This is a genomic window from Bacillus sp. PSXD-155, from assembly GCF_049310765.1.
GTDB lineage: Bacteria > Bacillota > Bacilli > Bacillales > Bacillaceae_G > Bacillus_A > Bacillus_A cereus.
On sequence record NZ_JBMOWC010000028.1, the window covers coordinates 38,994 to 62,800 of the forward strand.

Here is a 23,807-nt window from a genome sequence, read left to right on the forward strand (position 1 = left end):
ACATTCATGCGTCCACCTTTAACAAAGTCTATATCACTTGAAGATTTCCAAAACTATTATTGGTTAAAAGCAGAACTCCAAACATTTTGTCGTGAGAATGGGTTGCCAGCTAGTGGCTCTAAGATCGAAATAACCGAGCGTATCTCACATTATTTAACTACTGGTAAAATATTAAAAAACAGCTCTGTTCAAAAGGTGAGTAAAGCTTCCCTATCCTATAAAGACCTTTCTCTTCAAACGATTATTACTAACAATCACCGCTGTAGCGAAGATGTTCGTGCTTTTTTCAAAGAAAAAATCGGAACAAACTTCCGCTTTACAGTAGCTCTTCAAAAATTTTTCAAAGAGAATGTTGGAAAAACATATGAAGACGCGATAGCTTTTTGGCATGAAGAAAACGAACGAAAAAAAGACCCTACATACAAAACAACTATCGGTACACAATTTGAATACAATCGCTTTACTCGTGACTTTTTCGAAGATCCAAATAATAAAGGGAAAGCAAAAGCTGATGCGATTGCTGCTTGGAACGAAATGAAAGCGAAGCCTGGTAGCAATATTTATGTTCCTCAAAAAGTAGAAAACTAGTTAAGATTGCTAGTCTTCTACTTTCTCAAATAATAGCGCAATCCCTATCCCGCCTCCAATTCCTAATGTAGCAATTCCATATTTCATAGACTCTCTTTGTGCCTGATAAAACAAACGTGTTACAAGCATAGCACCAGATGCACCGTACGGATGACCGAGCGCAATTGCTCCACCATTTACATTTACTTTTTCGTACGGAATTTGTAACTCTTTTGCACAAGCAACAACCTTTGAGGCGAATGCTTCATTTATTTCAAAATAATCGATGTCCTCTACTTTTACATTCATTTCGTTTAATAATTTGTTCACCGCAAATATCGGACCAGTCCCCGGAAGATTTGGATCTACTCCCACTACAGCACTACGAACGAAACGAAGTACAGGCTTGTATCCTAATTTTCGGGCTTGCCCCTCTTCCATTACAAGAACGGCACATGCTCCATCATTTACACCACATGAATTCCCCGCCGTTACTGTACCATTTTGTAAAAATGCAGGTTTTGTTCTTTTAATCATTCGTTCATAATTCATTTCTGGCTTTATAGATTCATCTAATAATCCATTAAAAGAAAATATTTCATCATGTATATATCCTTTTTCTAACGCTTGCAGTGTCCGCTTATAACTAAGACAAGCATACTCGTCTTGCATTTCTCTCGTGATGTTATAACGTTCTGCAACATATTCAGCCGCTACTCCCATGTCAGGATCACCAATTGTTTCAGGTGAAAATCGTGCTCTTTTTTGAAAAGGTGACGTACTTGTACTCTCTACTCCCCCGGCGATATAACACTTACCTGCCCCGCCTTGAATGAGATAACACGCAGTTCGAATTGCTTCTAAACCAGCACCACATTGCCGATCAATCGTTACACCAGGAATATGATAGCCAAGTCCCGCCTCTAAAGCAGATAGTCTCGCAATATTCCCTCCTGGCCCAACAACATTACCTAATATGACATCATCTATTTCCCTCTCAATCCCTTTACTTAAAAACGTAAGAAGCGGCGTTGCTAATTGCTGAACTTCATACTCTTTTAACATCCCATTCTTCTTACCAATAGGTGTTCTTTTCGCCTCTACAATAACTGCTCTATTCATATATTTTCTCCCGGTTTTCAATCATACTTTTTGCTTCCATACGAGCGATTTTCCCACTATTTGTATAAGGTATTCCATCTACAAAATGCCATTCTTTCGGTATTTTAAAAGAGGATAATCTCTGTAAGCAAAAACTCTTTAATTGTTGTTTCGTAGCACTTCCTTTTACAATCGCGACGGGCTTTTCACCCCCGTAACTATCTTTCACACCAATTACAACTATTTCATCGACAGCTGGGTGTTCATGTAATACACTTTCTATTTCTTCTGGATAAATATTGACTCCTCCAAATAAAATCATATTCTTCTCTCTACCAACAATATATATAAAGCCTTCTTCATCTTCATAGCCTACATCTCGCACTGTCATCCAACCTTCTGCATTCAACTCCCGTGTTAAAACCCCATCTATTATGTATCCCATAAAAAACTGATCACTTTTCACATAAACAGTTCCTATTTCACCTTTTTGTACTTCTTCGCCTGCTTCATTACATATTCGAACTTGCACATTATGACAAGGTTTTCCTACTGAATTTGGCCTTCTTTCGCTTTCTGCATCGACTAGTGCTGTTACAAAACTTAACTCTGATGCACCATAAAATTCATATCTTTTCGCATAAGGAAATATATTCTTTATTTTTTCTTTCGCTTCAGCTTCCCATTTCGCTCCTGACGAAATAATTTTCACTTTATTTTCTATTACTCTATTTTCTTTATATAAAGATTCAAGCATTGTCGGAACTGTATACATAACTGATATATTTTCAGTTTCTAACTTATCTAGTACTTGATTTGGAATGAACTTTCTCATAATGTACACCGTTTGTCCTACATATAATGCACTTATTGCCCCGTATAAGAAAAGAGAATGAACGAGCGTCCCAGCTATTAAAATCGAATCCTCCCTTTTCATATAAAAGTCATGTACATTACAATCAAAACTATGAACCCACGATTGTTGTGCACGTAAAAATGCCTTTGCTGTTCCTGTTGATCCTGATGTAAATCCCATATAAAAAGGAGCATGTTGTACACTTTCTACAGTGGAATATGTAGGAAGATATTTCTCTATCATTCTTTTCCACTCATCAATTTCAATTACTCTTCCTTCTTCATCCAATAGATCATTCACCTTATATCGTTCTGTCACAATCATATCCGGATTACTAATTTCAATTCTTTCTCTGAGCTCATCTTGTTTCCACTTTATATCTAACGGAACACAAACCCACCCGGCCATAGCGGCACCAGAAAATAGTTGTAAAAACTCTATACGATTTTCTAATAGGATTGCTATCGTTTTATTCTTCGATTTTTTTTCATTTAACCAGCTTGCTACTTTACAAACTGATTCAAACCACTCTTTATATGTTAAAACTCTATCATTTTCCTTTATCGCTATTTTATTTGGTTGTAAAGAGGCATGCTTTTTATATTCTTTTGTAATCCCCATATGAGACGTCCTTTCTTTACAATAATAATAAAAAGAAACACGCAATTAACGTGTTTCTTCCCTTTATCATCCCGCATTTGTATATTTTCCATTCTTTAAAGCGGGCGTAATAATATGTTTCAATGAACGATGTAATTTTGTTACGAGAACTGCCGCAATAATTGCTTTTATACAATCCCCTGGTAAAAACACAGCACTCACTTTCATTGTCTCCCATACAGAAACATCCATTAAGAACGCTTGTACAGTAATACCAAATACATAAACTACGAAAATACCACCAATTATATTAATACATAATACTTTTATAATAGAAACTTCACGTAAACGCTCAATTAAATAACCAATAACAAACGCCCCAATGATGTAACCAAGTAAATATCCTGCACTTGGTCCAACAAATACACCAAGGCCACCGCGTCCACCAGCAAGCAATGGTGCTCCAACTCCTACAATAAGTAAGAAAATAAGCTGACTTAACGCACCTAGACGTGATCCTAACAACCCACCCGCAAGCATAACACCGAGTGATTGCAATGTAATTGGAACTGGTGTAATAGAAAGAGCAATCGGAGGTATTAACCCTAACACTCCCATAATAGAACTAAATAAAGCGACAAAAACTAAGTTTTTTGTATTCATATTTGCTTCTCCTATTTGTAAACTTAAAATTTATTTTAGGTAACATATCACAAAAATTATATTATCTTTCCACTCCTCTTTTGTCAACCATTAATGTATTAGAGTTTACAAATAGAAATTCACTTATTTCTCTCTATGCAAATGCTCCAGTTCTTTCCGAAGCGCCTGTTTTAAAAACTTCCCAACAGATGTTTTCGGTATTTCTTCCATAAAGACAATATCGTCTGGCAACCACCACTTCGCAAACTGTGGTTTTAAAAACTCATATATTTCTTCTTTTGTAACCGTACTATTTTTCTTTTGAACAACGCAGGCAATTGGTCGCTCTTGCCACTGAGGGTGAGGAACTGCAACGACAGCCGCTTCAAATATAGCATCATGTGCCATTAAAGCATTTTCAAGATCGACCGAAGAAATCCATTCTCCCCCGCTTTTAATAACATCCTTCGTACGGTCAACAATTTTCACGCAACCTTCCTCATCCACTGTAACAACATCACCAGTATATAACCATCCATCGCGAAAACCTTCGACAGTACGATCATCGTTATAATAGCTTGCAGCGATCCAAGGTGCTCGTAAACATAGTTCTCCCATCTCCGTACCGTCCCACTTCACTTCACCATTTGTACCGACTACTTTCATCTCTACACCAGGGACAAGATACCCTTGCTTTGATCTAATTTCTAATTGCTCTTCATACGATAATTCTGTTTCATAACTTTTTAAACGTGCAAGTGTTACGAGTGGGCTTGTTTCGGTCATACCATATGCATGGATGAAAGGAACATTGTGTTTCTGTTCAAATGCTTTAATAACACTTTTCGGTGCGGCTGCACCACCACATAGTATTCTCGTCATACTAGATAAATCATAACTATTATTTTCTAACTCTTGTAATACACCGAGCCAAATTGTCGGCACACCGGCAGCTAACGTCACTTTTTCAGATTGGATCATTTCTAATAAAATTTTCGGCGTAAACATCGGTCCTGGAAGAACTTGTTTTGATCCAAACCAAGTAGCAGCGAAAGGAAGTCCCCAAGCATTCACATGGAACATCGGTACAATTGCCATCGCCGCGTCACTTTCCGATAAAGCAGCTGTATCCGCTAAACCGAGTGCCATGCAATGCAGTACAGTACTACGATGCGTATATACAACACCTTTCGGATTTCCTGTAGTCGCTGACGTATAACACATACCAGCAGGTGTATTTTCATCAATATCTTTTACAAATTGGAAAGTTGGATCGCCTTCTTCTAATAGCTTTTCATAATGATATACAGGCTTCAGCGTAGTATTTGGGAGTTCATCTTTATCAGTCATAATAATGTAAGCTTGTACAGTTGATAATTGTGATTGAATATTTTCAACAAGCGGTATGAGATCTTCATCTATAAGTAGAATTCGGTCTTCTGCGTGCTGAATAATGTATGAAATATGTTGAGGAGATAAACGAATGTTAATTGTGTGCAAAACAGAAGCAATACCTGGAATAGCAAAATACGCTTCCACATGCCGATGATGGTTCCACGCTAATGTTCCTACACGTTCACCTTCTTTAATTCCAAGCTTTTTCAACGCACTGGAAAGTCTTCTCGTCCTTTCCCCTAACTGCTTATACGTTAACGTTGTAACTGTATCATGCGTCCGTGAAACAATTTCTTTCTTCGAAAACAGTTTCTCTGCTCTTTCCATCATAGAACTAATTGTTAGCGGTACATTCATCATCATATTGGTTATGTCCCCCTTTAAAACGTTTTCATTTTCCGTTTATTATAACAGACTTCTACAAATGATTACGATATTTTTCTGTATTTTCTGAATTATTTCTTTGGAAATAAATCTAGAGTAGAAATTCCAGGGTGTTTACATAAAGAAGTATATTGCGCTATATACCACTTATAAGTTCGGGATTTACGGATTTGAAATTTCCAATGGTTTGTTACCTTATTTATAGGATCTAGGTGGGATAGCAAAATGGGCAATAGGGGTATTTGTCAAAACTTATTTTGCGGTCCATCTTCAAATTCCACCTCCAATTTATAAAGGTAAGGGGATAATTATGAAAAAACAAGCAATCACTGTCATTGCAACCGTGTTAACGTATTTTTTATTTTCAAATGTAGGACATGCTCAAGAAAAACCTAAGCAATATTACACCGTTTTATTAAAAGACCCATCAAAATTAGACCAAGGCATTACCGAAATAAAAAAGAAGGATGGAGAAATTACTTACACTGTCCCGGAGATAGGACTCATTCAATTCAAAGGAGATACACAAGTGTCTACAAATCAATCTCCTTTATTCGAATCAGTTAATCCTTCTTTGCAAGTCGAAACACCAGAGATTTCTCATTCCATAAAGATACCTAATTTATCTAATTTTTCAACAAAAACCTTAGATACAAACCTACCTCCCTTATGGGATATGCAGTGGGACATGAAGGAACTTACTCATAATGGAGAAAGTTATAAAAAGGAAACTGGCTCTCATAATGTGGTTGTTGGAATTATTGATTCGGGAGTCGATGTGGATCATCCTGACTTAGTAAAAAACCTTATTCCCGGATCTAAAAATTTCGTTCCAAAAGGAGGATTGAGAGGTACTGAACCTGAAGAAACAGGCGATATTAATAATATCAATGATATCAACGGCCATGGAACTCTCGTTACTGGATCTATTGCTGCAAATGGGGAAATAAAAGGTGTTGCTCCTAATACGGGAATCAGAGCATATCGTGTATTTGGAAATAAATCAGCTGATGCAGCTTGGGTCATTAATGCCATCATCGAAGCAGCTAAGGATGATGTAGATGTCATCAACCTTAGTCTTGGTTCCTATTATGTAAATGGAAAAGTCTATGAAAATGGAAAACTTGTAGACAATGGATGGGCAGAAGTAGAAGGTTACAAACGTGCTATAGAATATGCCAATCAACGTGGTAGTATAGTAGTAGCTTCTGCAGGAAATGATTCTATAAACGTGGCTAATAAACAGGAGCTAAATAACTTTCTTAAACAAAAATATGAAAAAGAGGGTAAAACATATACTGGTGTAGGAATAGAAGCACCTGGGGAATTACCAGGTGTAGTAACAGTATCGTCTACTGGTCCAACTGGACAACGTTCTGTATTCTCTAATTACGGAGAAGGATTCATTGACATATCTGCTCCAGGAGGAGATTATCGTTTGTGGCAACAATATGGCGAAGAGGTATGGTGGAATACTGGTCTTTTCCGACAAGAAGAAGTACTGACAACTTTTAATACTGGAAGATACTTATTTGCCGCTGGAACATCGATGGCAGTTCCGAAAGTATCCGCTACACTAGCTCTAATTATCAATCACTATAATTATAAAAATCAACCAAATCGATCAATTTCACACCTTTACAAAAATGGAATAAAGAAAGATATAGCACCTGATAAAGCTTCTTGGGGGTACGGACAGCTGGATGTATATAATGCTATTAAATAACGGAGAAGGAACTATGACAATTCATAGTTCCTTTTTTTATTACTAAACAGAGCGTGTATCGTGAATGAAATCCGAGCTCCTTGAATCTCATTATTTTCAGCATGAATTTCTCCACCATGTTTTTCAACCAATTTTTCTACAATATACAAACCTAGTCCATGATGTAGTTGATTTGACCTTGAAAGATCCCCTTGGTAGAATTTACTAAATAAAAATGGAATATCTTTAGTATTAAATCCAACTCCAGAATCCGAGATAGAAAAAGACATAACGTCTTTTTTCACCTCCACTTGCACATTAATCCTTCCTTTTTTTGGCGTAAAGCGAATACTATTAGAAATAATATTCGTCAGAATTTGATGCAAGCGATTTGGATCAAGTGCAAACTTAAGATTTTTTTCTTCTGGTTTAATAAGTAAAGTATAGGTTAATTGGATATCTTCATTTTTTGCCAATTCCTTAAACTCTTCAAGCATTTCTGGAATCATTTCAGCTGGAGCTATATTACAAATCATAAGAGTGAAATCAGGGTTATCCACTTCAGAAATTCTTCTCATCTCTTCGGTTAAATGCAATACTCTTTCGGTATTATTCTTTATTGTTTGTAAGTAGTGATGAAGTCGTTTTTGATTATTTGGCATGGGCTCCATTAATACTTCTACATGAGACAAAATAATAGTTAGCGGTGTTCGCAAATCATGTGCAATGGAAGCAACCATATCCCGACGTTCCTGTTCTAATTTCCATTGAACATATAATGAATTTTTTAATTCTTCCTTCATACTGTTAAATGAATCAATTAATATACCTATTTCATTTTCACTTTCATATTTTATTTCAAAGTCTAAATCTTTGTTTTTAATTTTTTGTGAGGCCATTATTACTTCTTTAATAGGTTTATTCAATTGTTTTCCTAAACGTTTAGCTAATAGATAAGAATAAAGCGTTAAAAATATAAAAGGAATAAGAAAAGCAATAATAAAAACATATTCTATGTAATAATCAATAGATGCAGCTAGTATGTATCGTACAGCAAGCACACCAACTAGTTGATCATTACTCATAATTGGAATGTATTTTGTAATTAGTTTACCATTTTGAGTAGAGGTATTTATTTTATGATACACTTCTTTATCGTTTTTCAATAATTCATCACTCAATGTACCATATAACCTATTTCCATTCGTATTCATAACTTGATAAGTAATTCCTTGCATTGGAATCACTTTCTCTATTTTTTTTTGATAGGATAAATCTACTATTTTATCTCCATTCATTTCTACAAATTTTTCAATGCTAGGCACTTGTTTTTCATAATGGTTGGCAGGTAAAACAGATTTTTCATTATAAATAAAAAGAAAAGAGTATATTAAAATTAACGTACAAACCGTACTGACAATACTTAAAAATATTACAGCTGCAAATGTTAGAATAAATTGGTTTTTCAACGATAATTTTTTTAACATTAACATTTCTCCAACTTATAGCCAACTCCCCATACGGTTTTAATATGGTAAGTTGACATACCCAAACTTAATTTAGCTCTTAAGTTATTAATATGCACTATTATTGTATTGAGATCTCCTACTGCATCCAATCCCCAAATTTTCTCATAAATTTGTTCCTTAGAAAAAATTTGTCCTAAATTTACCGTTAAAAGCTCTAATATTTTAAACTCTTTACTCGTTACATCTATTTTTACTCCATCAATAAAAACATCATGCTGTAAATAGTTAATGGTCAAGTTTCCTAAGAAACGTTGATTTTGCAAGTTTACACGTTCTCTTTTCTCACGCCTCAAGTGGGCCTCCACACGTGCGATGAGCTCCTTAACTTGGAATGGTTTTGTAATATAATCATCTCCACCTAAAGTAAAGCCTTTCACTTTATCTATTTCTGAATGTTTAGCACTCAAAAATAGAATCGGGCATTTTATTTGTTCACGAACGACCTTACAAAATTCAAAACCGTCCATTTTTGGCATCATAATATCTAAAATGACTAAATCAACTTGTGTTTTCAAATGATTTAGAGCTTGTTCTCCATTGTAGGCCTTGAGAACTTTATAACCCCGATCACAGAATATATCAGAGAGTACATCTACAATTTCTGACTCATCATCTACAACAAGAATCGTTCCATTCAAAAAAACACTCCTCTCTAGTTTATTTTAAAACTCTTATTATTTTGTGAAATATATTTTCTTGCTAATTAATATTCTTTTCATGAACAACCTTCTTATAATAAACGTGGTTTGAAATGAAGCAAAATACCAATTGGAATACCAAGAAAATAAAAAATATTAATATTATTGAGTAAATTTTAAATCCTCCCAATATATTTTGCAAGGCATAGATTGCTATGAATAGATTTATTCCCCCGAGAATAATTGGTACAAAGAAAATTATTGCAATTTGAACTCTTAATGTTTTTTTTATTTCATTGAAATTCAAACCAATTTTTCTTAAAGCGTGAAATATTTTTCTATCATTAGATATATCTTCGTATAACTTAAACCAAAGAAGACTGGATAAAGCAATTAGCAAGATAAAACCAATAAATAATGCTATTATCCATAAAACTGAAGTTAATTGAACTGTATTTTCATAATGAAGAAGACGAACGCTGGACTGTTCCTTTATCTCTAAAGGGAGTGCCTCAAATAAAGTTTTTAGTGCACTATAACTCTTATTATCTTCCTTGAAATCTAATGTATAAAATGAAACATGTTGAGTAGGTAATATTCCCTTCTCTAATTCATTAAGTATATCTGCTGGTACAAAAACTACATTATCTATCCCAGATACCGGGTTTATCGCATGTCCTTCAACTACATTTTTTACTATCAATTTTGTATTCCCTTTATTTGTTTGGATATTCAACTTATCGATATTAGCATTTTTTTTACTAAATAACAGGTTATCTTTTTTTGTTTTTGTCCAGTTCTTTATAAAGAATGAATTTGTTTGTAGTATAAGAGTTTGTCCTTCTTCCTTTGATGATTTCAGTAATACACCTTCCCATTTTTTCTTATGAAATCCCTCAACCTCTCCTTTGAAATTTTTTTCTAAATCAGATTCTAATGTATTCTCTTGTTTTTTATCAACAATAAATACAGCTGGCTGTGGGTGGCTACTTCGCATTCTTTGATCATTCAACTCCGAATATAAATATATAGAGCTGATTAATATCATTATCATTGATAAGAATATTGAAACAAGAAAGATGATTTTAGCATTATAATAAAGTTTTTTCCTTAGACTTATAAATATTAGCATTCGAATGCCATTTAAATGTTTTTTTTCTTTATTAATTAAATACGATACAGTTCCTACTAATCCGTGTGAACAAAAAAGGTACGTCCCTAACAATAAAAGAGCAGATAAAGGCAAAAAAGAAAATAATAGTACAGGTAAAGTTGCATAAAGGATAAAAACATACGAAATAACCAAAATTAACAGGGAAATTATGAATTTCTTCTTAGAAAACCTAGGTAAATCTTTTGTTTTTTTTGTCTCTTGAAATAACTCCAAAACAGAAATGCGTCCAATTTTATAATAACTACGTAATGAAACAAAAAAGAATAGAACTCCAAACAAAATAACTGTAAAAAAAGTAGCAATTGGAGAGAAGAAATAGGAAAATGACTCACTTAAGAAGAGCGATTTCCCGATGAATTCAAAAAAGCTTTTTGATAGTGCTATACCAAGTATAATTCCAATTACGATAGAAATTGCTCCAATTATCGTATTCTCTAAAACAATGATAATAAATAATTGTTTTTTAGAAGCTCCGAACGTTTTCCAAATACCAATTTCCTTTTTCCGTTCAGTAAGAAAATGGTCATAAGAATAGGAAATGAAAAAACATGAAAATAGCAGGATAATGAATTCACATGCAATTAACAGTTGCTCTATTCCAGAAACTTTTGGATATGAAAGAAATGCTGCATACATATAAAAAATTGTAACTGATAGAATACTACTTACAAGATACACTATATACAGTGAAAAATTGCGAGTTATATTTTTAAGTGCGAGTGAAAATATTGACATCATTCTCCCCCACTTCTTTAGAGATATACAGTAGTATACGTTGATTGAAACTGAATTGCTTTTCTTCATAGGAACGTTGCATCTCATGAACAATCTTGCCATCTTTCAAAAATATGACCCTGTTGCAAAAACTAGCAGCTACAGAGTCGTGAGTTACCATTAAAATAGTTGTTTTATGTGTTTCATTCAATGTTTTTAGTATATTCAATACATCATAAGCAGATTTTGAATCTAGATTTCCCGTCGGTTCATCAGCAAATAACAGATAAGGATCATTAATTAATGAACGGATAATAGCTGCTCTTTGTTGTTGTCCCCCAGAGATTTCATAGGGATACTTTGGCAAAAGTGATTCAATATTTAGTTCATTCCCTAATGTATTGAGTTTATCCCTGACACCTTTTTTACTCCCCATTCTTAAAGCTGCGGGTAGAAGAATATTTTCTTCAATTGTTAAGTGATCTAACAAATTATAATTTTGAAAAATAAAACCAATATTTTCACGACGATAATTGCTTAATTGATCACCATCCATATTAGTTAAATTTTGTCCTTTAATTGTAATATCTCCATTTGAAGGAAAATCAAGAGAGGAAAGTACATTTAAAAGTGTAGACTTTCCACTCCCTGAAGGTCCCATAATTCCTACAAAATCTCCTTCATGAACAGTTAAGTTGACATTATTTAAAACTGGATATTCTCGGAATTTAGTTTTGTAAACTTTTTCGATTCCTTTAGCTTCTAACATAATCATGGTATACCTCCATTCTATCCTGTGCATTAACATGTAAATTCTTTTTTATTCCAAATGCTTATACAAACGCTAACACTAATAATCATGATACCTAGAATCAGAACGTATAAAGTGTTACTTCCTGTGCTGAGCGCATGGAAGATACTCTGGACAGATAATAAAAAGAACGATAATTGACTAATGTACAAGCACCCGATGTAGATTCCGATCAGAAGGAAAAAGCTAATAACTGCATTTGAAATTATGACACTTATTAAACTAGCAAGAGCTAAGCCACACATTTGAATAATAAAAAACAATCCATATACTTGTACTGTATATAATATCGCTTCTATCGCGGTCTTTTGTTGGCCGTAGAACATAAAAGCATCATCGGCTTTAAAAAACACCAACCCAAGTACTATGCCAACAAAAAGAACAACAAATAAGTAGAGTAACACTATTATAGAAAGAGAAAACCATTTTGACATAAGAAAGGTTATACGTTGAAAAGGCCTAATTAAAAATAGACGATATGCTCCTGAGTTGTATTCTACATTTAAGCTATTCAAGAAACATACAGGCATGAAAATCAAAGTAATTAAGAAAGAAGATTCCTTTAATAAAAACCATGAAAAATTCCAAGAATTTAGTGGAACTTGTTGCCCATCATTATAAATCCCCACTCCATAGTACTTTAAAAACCAAGCCTGAAGAAAAACAATGACAGTAAAAATCCCCAACATCCATTTGCTTTTTTTCTGATTCCATAGTCGTTCCCATTCACTTATAACTAATGCTTTCAATTAAACTCCCTCCTAGTTTTCAAATAAAATAATCTCTTTTCACAAATGACAGGTATGCGAACATTCCAAATAGGAAAATATAAATCGCTTCCACTATAACAATATAAATGTTTATACTATTACTTGTTGAAAGTATAAATGCTATACCTGTATGCTGAATTTTAACGATTGACATGTACATAAGGTGTAGTACAGTATTAGCGCTAATTATCGTTTGGTTAGAGAATTCTAAAATCTGTGGAATTGCAATAGCAAAGAAAATAAAGGCTACTCCTGATCCAAGAGTAATCATCGTACTTCTACTTAACGCCCCTATTAATGTAAATACAGAAACAATACAAACCATAGTAATGAAACATGCGAAGAAATACTTTAAGTTATATAATATCGCCCCTGCAATAGACACCTTGGTTTCATCTATAAATGTTATTAATGTATCTACCTTTGGAAAGAATAAATAACCCGCTATAGAATTAAAAATCCAAAACAAAGTTAAATATAGAAACATGGTAGTTAATATAGTAGCAAGTTTAGCTACAAACAATTGTGAGGTAGAGAATGGACGAATTAAAATCATTCTTAATTGTCCATTTTCTACTTCATACGCTATAACAGTGGAAATCAGTATTATAGCGATAATATTAAACGAAACCACAAGATGCTCAGAAATACTTATTATAGGAAAATTTAAAGCAGTAACGTAATCTGGTCTTCCAGGAGAAGTATGTTGATTCCAGTTTAAGTAATATTTCACTGACGCAACTACCATTAAAGGTAAGAAAAGCAAGATTAACCAAGTTATTTTTTGCGTCCAAAGCCTTTCGAATTCAGAAATAAAAAGTCCCCTCATGATGTCATCATCTCCACAAACACATCTTCCAACCTTTTTGTTGGATCTGTAATTAATTCATCTTTCCTTCCTTGCGTAATAAGTTTTCCATTTCTAATTATGACAAGACGGTCACACATTTGCTGAATTTCATCTAGTAAATGGCTTGAAATAAAAAAGGTTAAATTTTTCTTTTCACGAAGTTCAAGAATTAATTCCCTTAACTCTCTCATGCCCATAGGATCCAGGCCATTTGCTGGCTCATCTAACAAAATAACATCAGGATCACCTAGAAGAGCTTGTGCAATGCCAAGTCGCTGTCTCATTCCTAATGAATAATTTTTAATTTTCACATCCGCATCCTCAGTTAACCTTACAATAGATAGTATTGCTTCTACTTGTTCCAATTGTTCTTTTCGCGAAAGAGCAGGGTATAATCTCGCTAAATTTTGTAGCATTTTTCTACCCGTCATATATGGGAAGAATATTGGTGATTCAATAATTGCCCCCATATTCATCAAAGCCTGTTGTCTATTTTGATTTACATCTTGACCACTTATTTTTATGGCCCCTTTTGTCGGGCGAATTAATCCTGTAAACATACGCATAACAGTTGTTTTTCCTGCCCCATTCGGCCCCAGAAAACCACAAATATCTCCTTTATATATTTTAGTTGAAAAATCATTTACTATTGTCTTACCACCTACTGTTTTTGTTAAGTGATTTGCTTCTAAAACTATTTCATTATTCATATAAAATCCCTCCTTATGGACTAATATAGAAGACAAATATAAAAAAAAAATAAAGAAAAGAAAGAAAAAAATAAAAAACTCACATTTTTGTGAGTTTTAGTGCATTTCAACTGTTTCATGTACAGTTACTGACTTTCTTTTCTCAAATTCCTTAAAGAGTATATGCAATACTTCTTGATTATTAGGTAAAACATAGTTCGGTTTCAAAGACATAGTCGCAATTTCAAAAGCCGTTGTTTTCAAAGGCGGAATCACTATATGATCATATTCTCCTAAAAGACTAACATTATTCTGAACTACTTTTTTCTCCCACATTAATTTGTTCATATTAGGAAAAAAGAGAACTGGTTTATCATGAGCAAGAATGACTGTACTTAATAAATCATCAGCTAAACCATGAGCTACTTTTGAAATAGTATTTCCTGTAGCCGGTAGTACCATTAGTAAGTCTGCCCATCTAGCCAATTCCACATGACCTGGTTTACCACTTAGAGTAAGTTCCTCATCAACAAATACCTCATTACAATATAATTTCACAGTTTCTGCAGGGATAAGCTTTATTGCACTTTTTGTCATGATAACCTTTACTTCACTAAAATTCGCTTTCAATATAGCTAAATATTGAAAAATCCCAGCTACTGCAATAGATCCGCTTACTCCTACTAATATTTTCTTAGAACTGAGCAATTGCTTCATTTGGTCCATACTGTAACATCCTCTCAATTTTTTATTAGGAAATTAAAAATACTCCGTCCCACCATGGCTCCTCTACTGCGCTTAGACTTAATAAAGTTAAAAGTACACCACTTACACCTTCCAATAGTCCAACCTTGTTTAACTCATTGGATGTTTGCTCATTGGATTGTAAGTCTTTAAAACCAAATGGTGCTTGAGGATCATATGCATCCATTACATAATCTATTAATTTTATAATGGACTGCATCGATATCTCCCCATTTTCATCCTTTGCCATCCTAATAGACATTTGTAATAATCCCGCTCTTCCATGACAAAATGTTGGAGATGCTAAATCCCATTCCTCCTCACTTTGCAAAAGTGTATCTTGATAAGAACTTAAAGCTATTTTCATGGATTTCTGATCCTTCAAAGATCTTCCAGCCAAATAGAGAGCTCTTGCTACTCCTGGATTTCCATAGCACCAACCTTTTCGCTTTGGATACACATGGTATGCTTGGTCATTGACCACTTCTTTAAAACTAAGCCTGGCAGGCCACGAACCTTCATCTTGCCATCTTATTAACCAATCTATCATTTTACGAATCGCTTGCTTTTGCCCAGGGACTTCAATTCCTTGTTCAATAGCCAACGCCATCAAGGAAAGCGGGCCAGGCATTCCATGAGCATGGCCACAATTGAAATTCCCATCCGGAAATAGTATCTTATCAGTTTCCAAAAACTGATTGGCGTACGGTACGTACCAACCAGGTACAACTTCACCATTCACTTCAATGTCATTAGACATATTAATAAAACAATTGAGAATTTTTTTGAGTGCTTCTGAATTTGATTCAAGTTGAATATTTTGCAACAAATAACGACCTACTCCAGTAGCGCCCTGAATTGTATCGTACATAAATGGATGAACACCACACTCTTCTTTCTGATAGTTCAATACAAGATGTAACTGCGATAATACAAATTCATTTAACTTTTTCAAAAATATATGATATCTTTCATAGTTACGCGAAGCATATGAAGTCGCATACGCAATACCAGAAACACCGCCAAACATAGAAATACTATTCACACCTTGTTTTTCTATTGCCTTTTGTATTTCTATCAAGTGACTATGTGCAATAAGATCCCATCCCTCTTCTGGAAACTGTCGATCTAATTCTGCAAATAACATAATAGTTCCTGGATAACCATGGGATAAAGTAATGGGGTCCCATGGATGAAGTGTTCCTCCGTTTGGTATATTATCAGGCTCCATAACAATTTTTTCTACATACATCGGATCCTTTAATCGCTCTGCTATATCACGAACTAACTTTAATGCTTTATTTCTTTTTTCAATACTAATTCCCTGTAACCAAAATGATTTTTTTTCTGTAGTTAATCGCATAGTTTTCTCCTCTCTAATTACACCTTCACTTGAATTTTAGAATGATTTATAAAATTTTTAGCTTGCAACTCAAATAGTCTTGCGTATATTCCTTTTACTTTTAGTAATTCATTATGAGTACCTAGTTCCGCGACTCTACCTTTATCAAGGACCATAATCTTTGTAGCATGCCTTACAGTTGAATACCGATGAGATATAAAAAGCCCCATACAATTCTTTGTAATTTCTTTAAAATCTCTAAAAACCTCTTCTTCTGCTTCTGGATCTAATGCGGCAGTAGGTTCATCTAGAATATATAGGCCCGCATCCCTCATGTATGCTCGTGAAATGGCGATTCTTTGCCATTGTCCTCCAGATAACTGTATTCCGTTCGCAAAAGTTTTACCAAGTTGTGTATCCATTTTGTTAGGCAAATTATTAATCATCTTTAATGCTCCAGATTTTTTAGCAGCCGCTTGTATAGCCATCACTTGATCGGCTTTTTTATAATCACCATAGCCAATATTATCTTTAACATCTAGTTCATATCTAACAAAGTCTTGGAAAATGGCACTAACCTTATCCTGCCATTCATTTGTACTGTATTGATGAATGGATTTTCCATCTAATAGAATAATCCCTTCAAAGTCCGTATAAAGTTTTGTAATTAACTTTACAATTGTAGATTTACCCGAACCATTAGATCCGACAAGAGCCAATGTTTCACCTGGTTTTATGTGAAAATTCACTTTTTTTAATATATATTCTTTTTGACCGGGATACTTAAAAGAGACATTTATAAATCGAATACCTTTTTCTTCAAAAGAGATACTTTCTATATAAGTATTGTCTCTATTATTTGAAACATCCCTTTCTTCAGGGATGTCCAAAAATGAGAATAGTTGAGTCATATAAAGATTGTTTTGATGCATATTAAAAATCATATACATTAATTCATTAGATGTTTTTTGTGTAGTATTTACAGCTTGAAAATAAGCGATAAGACTTCCAATAGCAATAATCCCTGTTACAGCATCCATAACCACCATAAACTGCACAAACATTACAAAAGCAACACTAATTAATTGGAAAAACAGGTCAATCCTCATCTTTTTTAAAAGCAAATGTCTATCTTGCTGATAAAATAGATTGAAGATATTCGAATAATTTTTGAGAAGCAAATTGCCTAATCCAAATAATTTCACTTCTTTTACTGTGATGTCTGTTGTTAGCAAATAGTAGTAGTAAAATTGTTTTCGTGTTTCTTCAGCACGCTTATGACTAATTAAAAAAATTTCTTTTCCAATTTTCATGATGGACCAAGAAGAGATTAGTGGTAACAAAATTAAAATTAGGGTAAACTGCCAATTCCAAATCATTAAGATACCGGAAATAGAAATCACAGTTATTCCACTTTTTATAATCCCCATAAGTTCTTCAAAAATGGCAAATGGTTTATATGTGGAATCTTGGCGCGCTCTTTGAAGTTTATTGTAAATTTCTGGGTTCTCAAAACTGGAATAAGGTAATCTTTTTGCTTTTTCTATTAATTTTACATTGATTTTATTAGAAAGAAGATTTCGGTAAAGCTGTTTATATGTTTCCAAAACGGATCCTGTAACACCCGTTAAAATTGTAACTAGTGCAAAAGCTATAAAAAACGGTAAAACATGGGTAAAATAAGCATCCTGATACCCATTCTGGTAGATGTTCTGTACTGTATTAACGAGGTATTGGATTGTCAAAATCAATGCTGCAGGTAATAATCCATTTAAAAAATTTAAGGTAAGCACACAGAAGAAATACCCTCTGTGCGTTTCCCATAAAAGTTTAAATAAACCAGGCCAATAATGAAAAGACTTTAGAATATTTATAAATGATAGTTTCTCATCTTCAGGTACGTGATTGAGTATCTGTTTCATTCTGATTCCTCCAATATCGCTGGCTTGATAAGATATGCCGCGTAAAGGCAAGTGCTTTTTTCTCTAGTTCTCGATTAGCTCCCAATAGTCGATTACAATGCATATGAATAATTGCTCCCATAATTGTTTGTTGTTTATTCCAGAGCATGTCTTCATTTTTATATTGTTGAATGCTGGAAACATATTCTTTTAAGGATTCTCTCCGAACTAATAAACTTTTATAAATTTCTTGTCCAATTGCTGAATTGTAATTACGTAAATTACTCCAATCACCTTCAGAATTTCCAATGTTACTTAATAATTTTCTCATTGGTCTAAATTCATCAATGAATTCATATTTATCCGTATTGCTTTCTATGGTTTCCAATTGTTGTTCATAAGTTAATCCAAAATTATCCATGATCTCAATTATGTTTAAGGATGCTAATACATGTACTGGCAGTTCCGCTTGTTGTCCTATCACATTAAGAAGCATTGTTACTGACCTACTATCGTAATGGAAGAAATTCTCGGCCAATTCTATCAGATACGGACCACCATACCGTTCTACTTCTCGTTCATACGTATCAACCGTCATTTTGTGGATAAATCCAGAGTCCATTAAATTATTTGCCCAATCCCTTAAATAGGTAAGAACAGATGCATTCAACTTCTCGGGATCTCCATAAAAACGCAAACGAATATGAGCATCCGGATCACGATATCGCATAAAGAACCATGATTGAGCCATACCACTTTGCACAATATAATTAGAAAATGATGTCATATATTTTGAAATAAATTCATTCTCTCTTGCTTGTGGAACATAAAGCTTAACATATAGCCATTCACTTCCAGGCAAACGGTAAATCATTTTCTCACTAACCATTTCTTTTTTCCCGTCTTCAACAGCTCCTATACTTTTTCTTTTAGCGACATCGTTCATTTTTTTCAATGGAAAAACAACTTCCATTGCATGACTACCAAGCGGACTGCTTAGACAATTTTTATTGATGTCCTGTAATGACTCTCTCAACTGTAATCTACCCTGCTTAAAAAGTTCATTCTTTAATTCTCGAAGGTGAAGAATATTTTCAAGATCAATTAAAATCCTGTTGTCGCTATACGTCATATATACATGGCGTGGAACCGTCCATTTCTCTCTCCATTTTTCAAATAGGATTAAAAATTCATCATCACTTTTAGGTTTATTTTTCATGCCAATAGTCTCTCTATTTAACTTCCAAATTGCAGGAGAAAGAATGATATTTTTGTAACGAATCCTTGGATAATAAGGTGAAGATGTCATATTACCCCAATTAAATATTCTCCAGTGGTCTAAATCATTTAGAGAAACTTCTCTCATGAAGCGATAAATATTAGGGCCACTTTGGTAATTTAATACATTACCAGCTACTACTTTAATTCTTTTCCCTAATTTTTTAGATTTCAGATAAAAGTTTTCTAATGATGCTCCAACAACAATGTCATCAATTGGAATTTGCAAAGTATCGTCATCTCCATTTGTTCCAAGAGTTACCGTTACTTCTCTTGTAGTTTTTCCAATTGCCACATTCGCTGAACGGCCAGTTGCCGGAAGAAAACTTCCCTCTACCATAACAATATCGTTATTAAATTGATGGTCAATCTCCACTTCTTGTTGCTGAATTTTACGTCTAACATTTGGATCTAAGATATCTAGAAATCGACCAAATGTGCTTCCTGCTGCATGAGACCCTGGATTTGGGCTTAGGCATAGCGTGTACTTTCCATTGTCTAATTCCTCTTGCGAAGTAGCATACAATTCTCCATATACTTCAAATGAATCCGGAGCGTATCGAGTATCTTTTTCTATTCCAATTCTGCTAATTATTTCATCTGTAATTTCAATTTCTTTTTGCTGATTATGAATAGCTTCAATAAGCATATATGATAATTGAACATTACGTTCTTCATCTAAAGGCAGCGTAAAATTTTCTCCATCCCTATTCCCTTTTGGGTTTTTATATGTCGCGGGTGCTCCAAGCCCTAATTCCTCACTTAAAAGTTCTACCAATGGAACTTCCCTGGTAGTTCCATATTTCTCCAAAAAATCAATATGATATTTTTGGAGATGAGGGAATCCAACTCCACTATCAGCTATACTCCATAACACCTGAGCTGCTTTACTAACATCATTTGCTACGTTTTTTCCAATGGCTAAATCTTGCGTATTTAGAGCGAAATCGACTTGAAGGGGTGTTGTAACTTCATAAATCCTCTTCATTAATAGGATAAGATTGTTGTAAACAGAAAGCCCCTTCCCAAGCGGTAATTGATCATAAACAAGTATTAAATCTTTTACCTTCAGTAAATCTTCCCATATTTGATTTTCACCAACTCTTATTTTTAACTTGTCAATCACATAATCAAATGGAGAGTCATATGTAAGTGGCGGTCTTAGTTCAGTTATAAGGTATTCTTGTTCTACCAACTGGAGAATAAAGTTTTCCATTACCTTTACTTCTGTGCCTGGATAGTCATTTTGCAACTTTTGGAGAAGCTCTTTCACTTTAATATGTGTTTCAGCTAAATCTAGAACTTTCCTAACAACTTCACTATACAAAATTGAAATATTCTCCTTTTTCTCCATATCCTTCTTGCGAAGTTGTCCACATTCAGTTGAAAAAGGTAAATATAGGCGGTTTCCGACACGATAAGCAGCATGATTTTTACTAACCATTAAAGATTGGAGAATACTAGGATTTTTTTCAAGTGATGAAACCACTCCCAATAACCATTCCATATCAGGACGAGTTCTTTTCTTAAATTGTTCAAAATGGCTCATTTCAAGTAAAGATTTTTCCTTAAACTCTCCGGATGCTACCCCAGAAAAAGCTCCAAAAGGTGTTGGGCGTGTTGTCATTCTTAACATATATCTTAATACAGAAGATATTACTTGTTGTGTTTTCCTACTACTTAAATCACCATGTATATGTTTAAGAGATTCAAGCAATGAAGGACTTGCAATGGCAATAGCTTCCTTAATGTAATCCATTTCTGCATATTCTCTTAATTTTTTAATCAATACTTCTTGATTCTTAATTTGATATAACGCGTTAAATGGTAAAAACGGGGATCTAATCATAAAAAATGGTAGAGGTTCAAATATATTATTACATGCGGTTTTATTTGATGTATGGATAGGCTTCCTTTTTTCTGAAATCATTTTGAATCTTCCTTTCTGTTCTAATCAAGTATTGTAATAGGAGAAAAGAGGGACACATCTGTGTTCCCTCTTTTTGGGCATTCAATTAGCAACAGAAGCTATTGAATGAACCTGTGTTTCCACAACCAGGCGTACAAGCTGAAATACTTGTAATTTGTGGATCTACATCGCCTGTAGCTGTTGTTACTTGTACATCTAAATCAAAAAGGTTTTTTTCATTAATCATTTTCTTTTCCCCCTAAAGTTTTTTTAAGACAATATGTCTTATTTAGCAATTAGCAACAGAAGCTATTGAATGAACCTGTGTTTCCACAACCAGGCGTACAAGCTGAGATACTTGTAATTTGTGGATCTACATCGCCTGTAGCTGTTGTTACTTGTACATCTAAATCAAAAAGGTTTTTTTCATTAATCATTTTCTTTTCCCCCTAAAGTTTTTTTAAGACAATATGTCTTATTTAGCAATTAGCAACAGAAGCTATTGAATGAACCTGTGTTTCCACAACCAGGCGTACAAGCTGAGATACTTGTAATTTGTGGATCTACATCGCCTGTAGCTGTTGTTACTTGTACATCTAAATCAAAAAGGTTTTTTTCATTAATCATTTTCTTTTCCCCCTAAAAATTTTTTAAGACGTTATGTCTTATGTGTCTAATTTATCAGATAAATATCCTAGTAGAATCCGTATATTCCGCAAGCTTATATTGTAAATTCACGCATTATAAAATAAAAAATATGTAAATTAAGTATTGAAAATTTAAGGACTATATTGAAAACATACCGTTTTTATTGTATTTTTTTATATAGAACCAAAATACAGAATATTTAGAAAGAGGGTTGTTTTTATGAATAAAGCACTATGGGAATTTCTAATGGAGATGAAAAAAAACAAACTTACCTTTGAAAATTATGAATTATGTCCTTCATTGGAAACTCTATCAGTTGAAGAGCGAATTGTATTAGATGAGTATGCAAAGGATTTCCGGGTGAAAAATGATGGTGGAAATCAGTGGGTTTAGAGATTGTTTAATCAATCACATTGCTTACCATATCTCCTACCGTAATCAAAGTGATGAATCTGAAATACTTCTATTTATTCAGAAATGTCTTTCCCAAAAAGGAAAGGTTTTAAATCCAGAATCTTCCGGTTTCTCTTGGGGAGAGCTATATCTAGCTCTTTCTTTTTTGACCAAACGACAACCAATAACAAAGAGAGAATTGGATAAGGCAATGGGGATTGAATTTATTTTTTTATCAGCGGATATAATAGATGATTTGTGTGATGGAGACATATTAAATCCATTATATTTTAAAAATGAATATCCCCGTTTTTTGTTAGTTTCTCAATATTTACTTATGCAAGGACTGATATACTTAACTTATAAGACAAAAGATACTGCAACAGGAGATCTTCTCCAACAACTAATACATTCGTGTTGTGGGGAATGGAAAGATATCCAATTTTGTTTTTCAATAGATAAAAAAATAATTTTAAGTGAAGAAGAATATATGAAGCTTATTGAAAAGAAATCGGGTCTACTAACAGAAACTATCTTTCGAACTATTAATCCTGAAAATAGAATTTTAAAAGAAATCACATCATATATAGGGATAGCTGGCCAGCTAAGAAATGATGCTAATGATGCCATGACAGATAATAAAAATGACCTTCAGGAATTAAAGGCTTATCTTCCTTTTTTAAAAGCTTATGAATATAGTTACATAACACAAGATGATTTTTTTAAAAATTTAACAGACAAACAAATTTCTTCTTCACCTGAAGTACGAGCATTGGTTCGGGATTACATAGAACAATCTGGAGCACTTCACTATTGTCGTATCCTATCTCGGCTATATTATAGAAAAGCATTTGCACTCTTAGAAAAGAATTTTATTCTTTCTACAGACGAAATGACTTATTTTCAAATGATGGTTATAGGCAGGGATCACTTCTATGCGTAATATTGGGTTCTGTATTCCTTTAAGCATTTTATATTTACTAATACTTTTAACGAATAACTACTATTTTCACTCTAGTAATTTTAAAGAAAGTGTTAACTCTTTATTAATTAGTCATTTTTATATGATCAGCGTTATTAGTCTTATTTTTTTCACTATAGGGTTAATTAGCTTTTTAAAAAAAAAGACAATCTATTGTAGCAAAAAAATTCTTTTCTCTAACATCT

The 23,807-nt window shown here is 33.6% G+C and carries 22 protein-coding genes; 4 read left to right on the plus strand and 18 right to left on the minus strand.

All coding sequences use genetic code 11. The annotated features are described in order from the left end of the window. Positions 1 to 6 precede the first annotated feature (6 nt). On the plus strand, positions 7 to 588 hold the full coding sequence (locus ACO6VI_RS23500; RefSeq protein ID WP_063548339.1) for a DUF6434 domain-containing protein: 582 nt from the start codon (positions 7 to 9) through the stop codon (positions 586 to 588). A 9-nt stretch (positions 589 to 597) separates the two neighbouring features. Here the strand turns inward: ACO6VI_RS23500 and ACO6VI_RS23505 are convergent, their stop codons facing one another. The 4 genes from ACO6VI_RS23505 to ACO6VI_RS23520 all read right to left on the minus strand — a co-directional run bounded on the left by ACO6VI_RS23505 (position 598) and on the right by ACO6VI_RS23520 (position 5,524). Further along, entirely contained in the window at positions 598 to 1,689 is a 1,092-nt protein-coding gene (locus ACO6VI_RS23505; protein ID WP_048655773.1) for an acetyl-CoA C-acyltransferase, read from the minus strand. Then, positions 1,682 to 3,145: an acyl-CoA synthetase gene (locus ACO6VI_RS23510; protein WP_161520481.1), complete on the minus strand. Its 1,464-nt coding sequence runs from the start codon at positions 3,143 to 3,145 to the stop codon at positions 1,682 to 1,684. Before ACO6VI_RS23510 ends, ACO6VI_RS23505 begins: the two co-directional genes overlap by 8 nt. Positions 3,146 to 3,211: 66 nt before the next feature. Then, positions 3,212 to 3,787, minus strand: coding sequence for a biotin transporter BioY (locus tag ACO6VI_RS23515; RefSeq protein WP_001093334.1), 576 nt, complete (start codon positions 3,785 to 3,787; stop codon positions 3,212 to 3,214). 123 nt (positions 3,788 to 3,910) lie between these two features. Further along, complete coding sequence (locus ACO6VI_RS23520) at positions 3,911 to 5,524, minus strand: long-chain fatty acid--CoA ligase (RefSeq protein ID WP_161520480.1); 1,614 nt, start codon at positions 5,522 to 5,524, stop codon at positions 3,911 to 3,913. A gap of 331 nt (positions 5,525 to 5,855) precedes the next feature. On the opposite strand from ACO6VI_RS23520, the gene ACO6VI_RS23525 reads away from it, so the two are divergent. Continuing rightward, positions 5,856 to 7,271 (plus strand): S8 family peptidase, encoded by a 1,416-nt coding sequence (locus tag ACO6VI_RS23525; RefSeq protein WP_065484953.1) that lies wholly within the window; start codon positions 5,856 to 5,858, stop codon positions 7,269 to 7,271. 11 nt (positions 7,272 to 7,282) lie between these two features. Here the strand turns inward: ACO6VI_RS23525 and ACO6VI_RS23530 are convergent, their stop codons facing one another. From ACO6VI_RS23530 to ACO6VI_RS23595, 14 genes are all read right to left on the minus strand, one after another. Continuing rightward, positions 7,283 to 8,737 carry a sensor histidine kinase gene (locus ACO6VI_RS23530; RefSeq protein WP_043924693.1) on the minus strand — a complete coding sequence of 485 codons (1,455 nt, stop codon included), beginning with the start codon at positions 8,735 to 8,737 and terminating at the stop codon, positions 7,283 to 7,285. Next, complete coding sequence (locus tag ACO6VI_RS23535; protein WP_023522741.1) at positions 8,737 to 9,417, minus strand: response regulator transcription factor; 681 nt, start codon at positions 9,415 to 9,417, stop codon at positions 8,737 to 8,739. Before ACO6VI_RS23535 ends, ACO6VI_RS23530 begins: the two co-directional genes overlap by 1 nt. A 61-nt stretch (positions 9,418 to 9,478) precedes the next feature. Continuing rightward, on the minus strand, positions 9,479 to 11,326 hold the full coding sequence (locus tag ACO6VI_RS23540) for an FtsX-like permease family protein (protein WP_063548347.1): 1,848 nt from the start codon (positions 11,324 to 11,326) through the stop codon (positions 9,479 to 9,481). After that, complete coding sequence (locus ACO6VI_RS23545; protein ID WP_023522743.1) at positions 11,301 to 12,080, minus strand: ABC transporter ATP-binding protein; 780 nt, start codon at positions 12,078 to 12,080, stop codon at positions 11,301 to 11,303. The genes ACO6VI_RS23540 and ACO6VI_RS23545 overlap by 26 nt, the downstream gene beginning before the upstream one ends. 26 nt (positions 12,081 to 12,106) lie before the next feature. Next, a complete protein-coding gene (locus ACO6VI_RS23550) occupies positions 12,107 to 12,865 on the minus strand; it encodes an ABC transporter permease (protein WP_161520479.1) in 759 nt (252 codons plus the stop codon). A gap of 19 nt (positions 12,866 to 12,884) precedes the next feature. Then, a complete protein-coding gene (locus tag ACO6VI_RS23555; protein ID WP_063548349.1) occupies positions 12,885 to 13,715 on the minus strand; it encodes an ABC transporter permease in 831 nt (276 codons plus the stop codon). After that, entirely contained in the window at positions 13,712 to 14,446 is a 735-nt protein-coding gene (locus ACO6VI_RS23560) for an ABC transporter ATP-binding protein (protein WP_063548351.1), read from the minus strand. The genes ACO6VI_RS23555 and ACO6VI_RS23560 overlap by 4 nt, the downstream gene beginning before the upstream one ends. A gap of 96 nt (positions 14,447 to 14,542) precedes the next feature. Then, a complete protein-coding gene (locus ACO6VI_RS23565) occupies positions 14,543 to 15,151 on the minus strand; it encodes a flavoprotein (RefSeq protein ID WP_023522747.1) in 609 nt (202 codons plus the stop codon). Positions 15,152 to 15,176: 25 nt separating this feature from the next. After that, positions 15,177 to 16,532, minus strand: coding sequence for a lanthionine synthetase C family protein (locus ACO6VI_RS23570; RefSeq protein WP_023522748.1), 1,356 nt, complete (start codon positions 16,530 to 16,532; stop codon positions 15,177 to 15,179). Between the two features lie 17 nt (positions 16,533 to 16,549). Further along, positions 16,550 to 18,433: an ABC transporter ATP-binding protein gene (locus tag ACO6VI_RS23575; protein ID WP_063548353.1), complete on the minus strand. Its 1,884-nt coding sequence runs from the start codon at positions 18,431 to 18,433 to the stop codon at positions 16,550 to 16,552. Then, a complete protein-coding gene (locus tag ACO6VI_RS23580) occupies positions 18,405 to 21,620 on the minus strand; it encodes a lantibiotic dehydratase (RefSeq protein WP_088021344.1) in 3,216 nt (1,071 codons plus the stop codon). The genes ACO6VI_RS23575 and ACO6VI_RS23580 overlap by 29 nt, the downstream gene beginning before the upstream one ends. Before the next feature lie 85 nt (positions 21,621 to 21,705). Further along, positions 21,706 to 21,846, minus strand: coding sequence for a gallidermin/nisin family lantibiotic (locus ACO6VI_RS23585; RefSeq protein WP_023522751.1), 141 nt, complete (start codon positions 21,844 to 21,846; stop codon positions 21,706 to 21,708). A 49-nt stretch (positions 21,847 to 21,895) separates the two neighbouring features. Further along, positions 21,896 to 22,036: a gallidermin/nisin family lantibiotic gene (locus tag ACO6VI_RS23590; RefSeq protein ID WP_023522751.1), complete on the minus strand. Its 141-nt coding sequence runs from the start codon at positions 22,034 to 22,036 to the stop codon at positions 21,896 to 21,898. A gap of 49 nt (positions 22,037 to 22,085) precedes the next feature. Next, the gene (locus ACO6VI_RS23595; protein WP_023522751.1) at positions 22,086 to 22,226 is read right to left on the minus strand and encodes a gallidermin/nisin family lantibiotic; all 141 of its coding nucleotides are present in this window, start codon (positions 22,224 to 22,226) and stop codon (positions 22,086 to 22,088) included. Positions 22,227 to 22,466: 240 nt separating this feature from the next. Between ACO6VI_RS23595 and ACO6VI_RS23600 the strand changes: the two genes are divergently transcribed. Both ACO6VI_RS23600 and ACO6VI_RS23605 read left to right on the plus strand, forming a co-directional pair. After that, positions 22,467 to 22,640: a hypothetical protein gene (locus ACO6VI_RS23600; protein ID WP_023522753.1), complete on the plus strand. Its 174-nt coding sequence runs from the start codon at positions 22,467 to 22,469 to the stop codon at positions 22,638 to 22,640. After that, complete coding sequence (locus tag ACO6VI_RS23605; RefSeq protein WP_063548357.1) at positions 22,615 to 23,583, plus strand: polyprenyl synthetase family protein; 969 nt, start codon at positions 22,615 to 22,617, stop codon at positions 23,581 to 23,583. The genes ACO6VI_RS23600 and ACO6VI_RS23605 overlap by 26 nt, the downstream gene beginning before the upstream one ends. Positions 23,584 to 23,807: the final 224 nt, after the last annotated feature.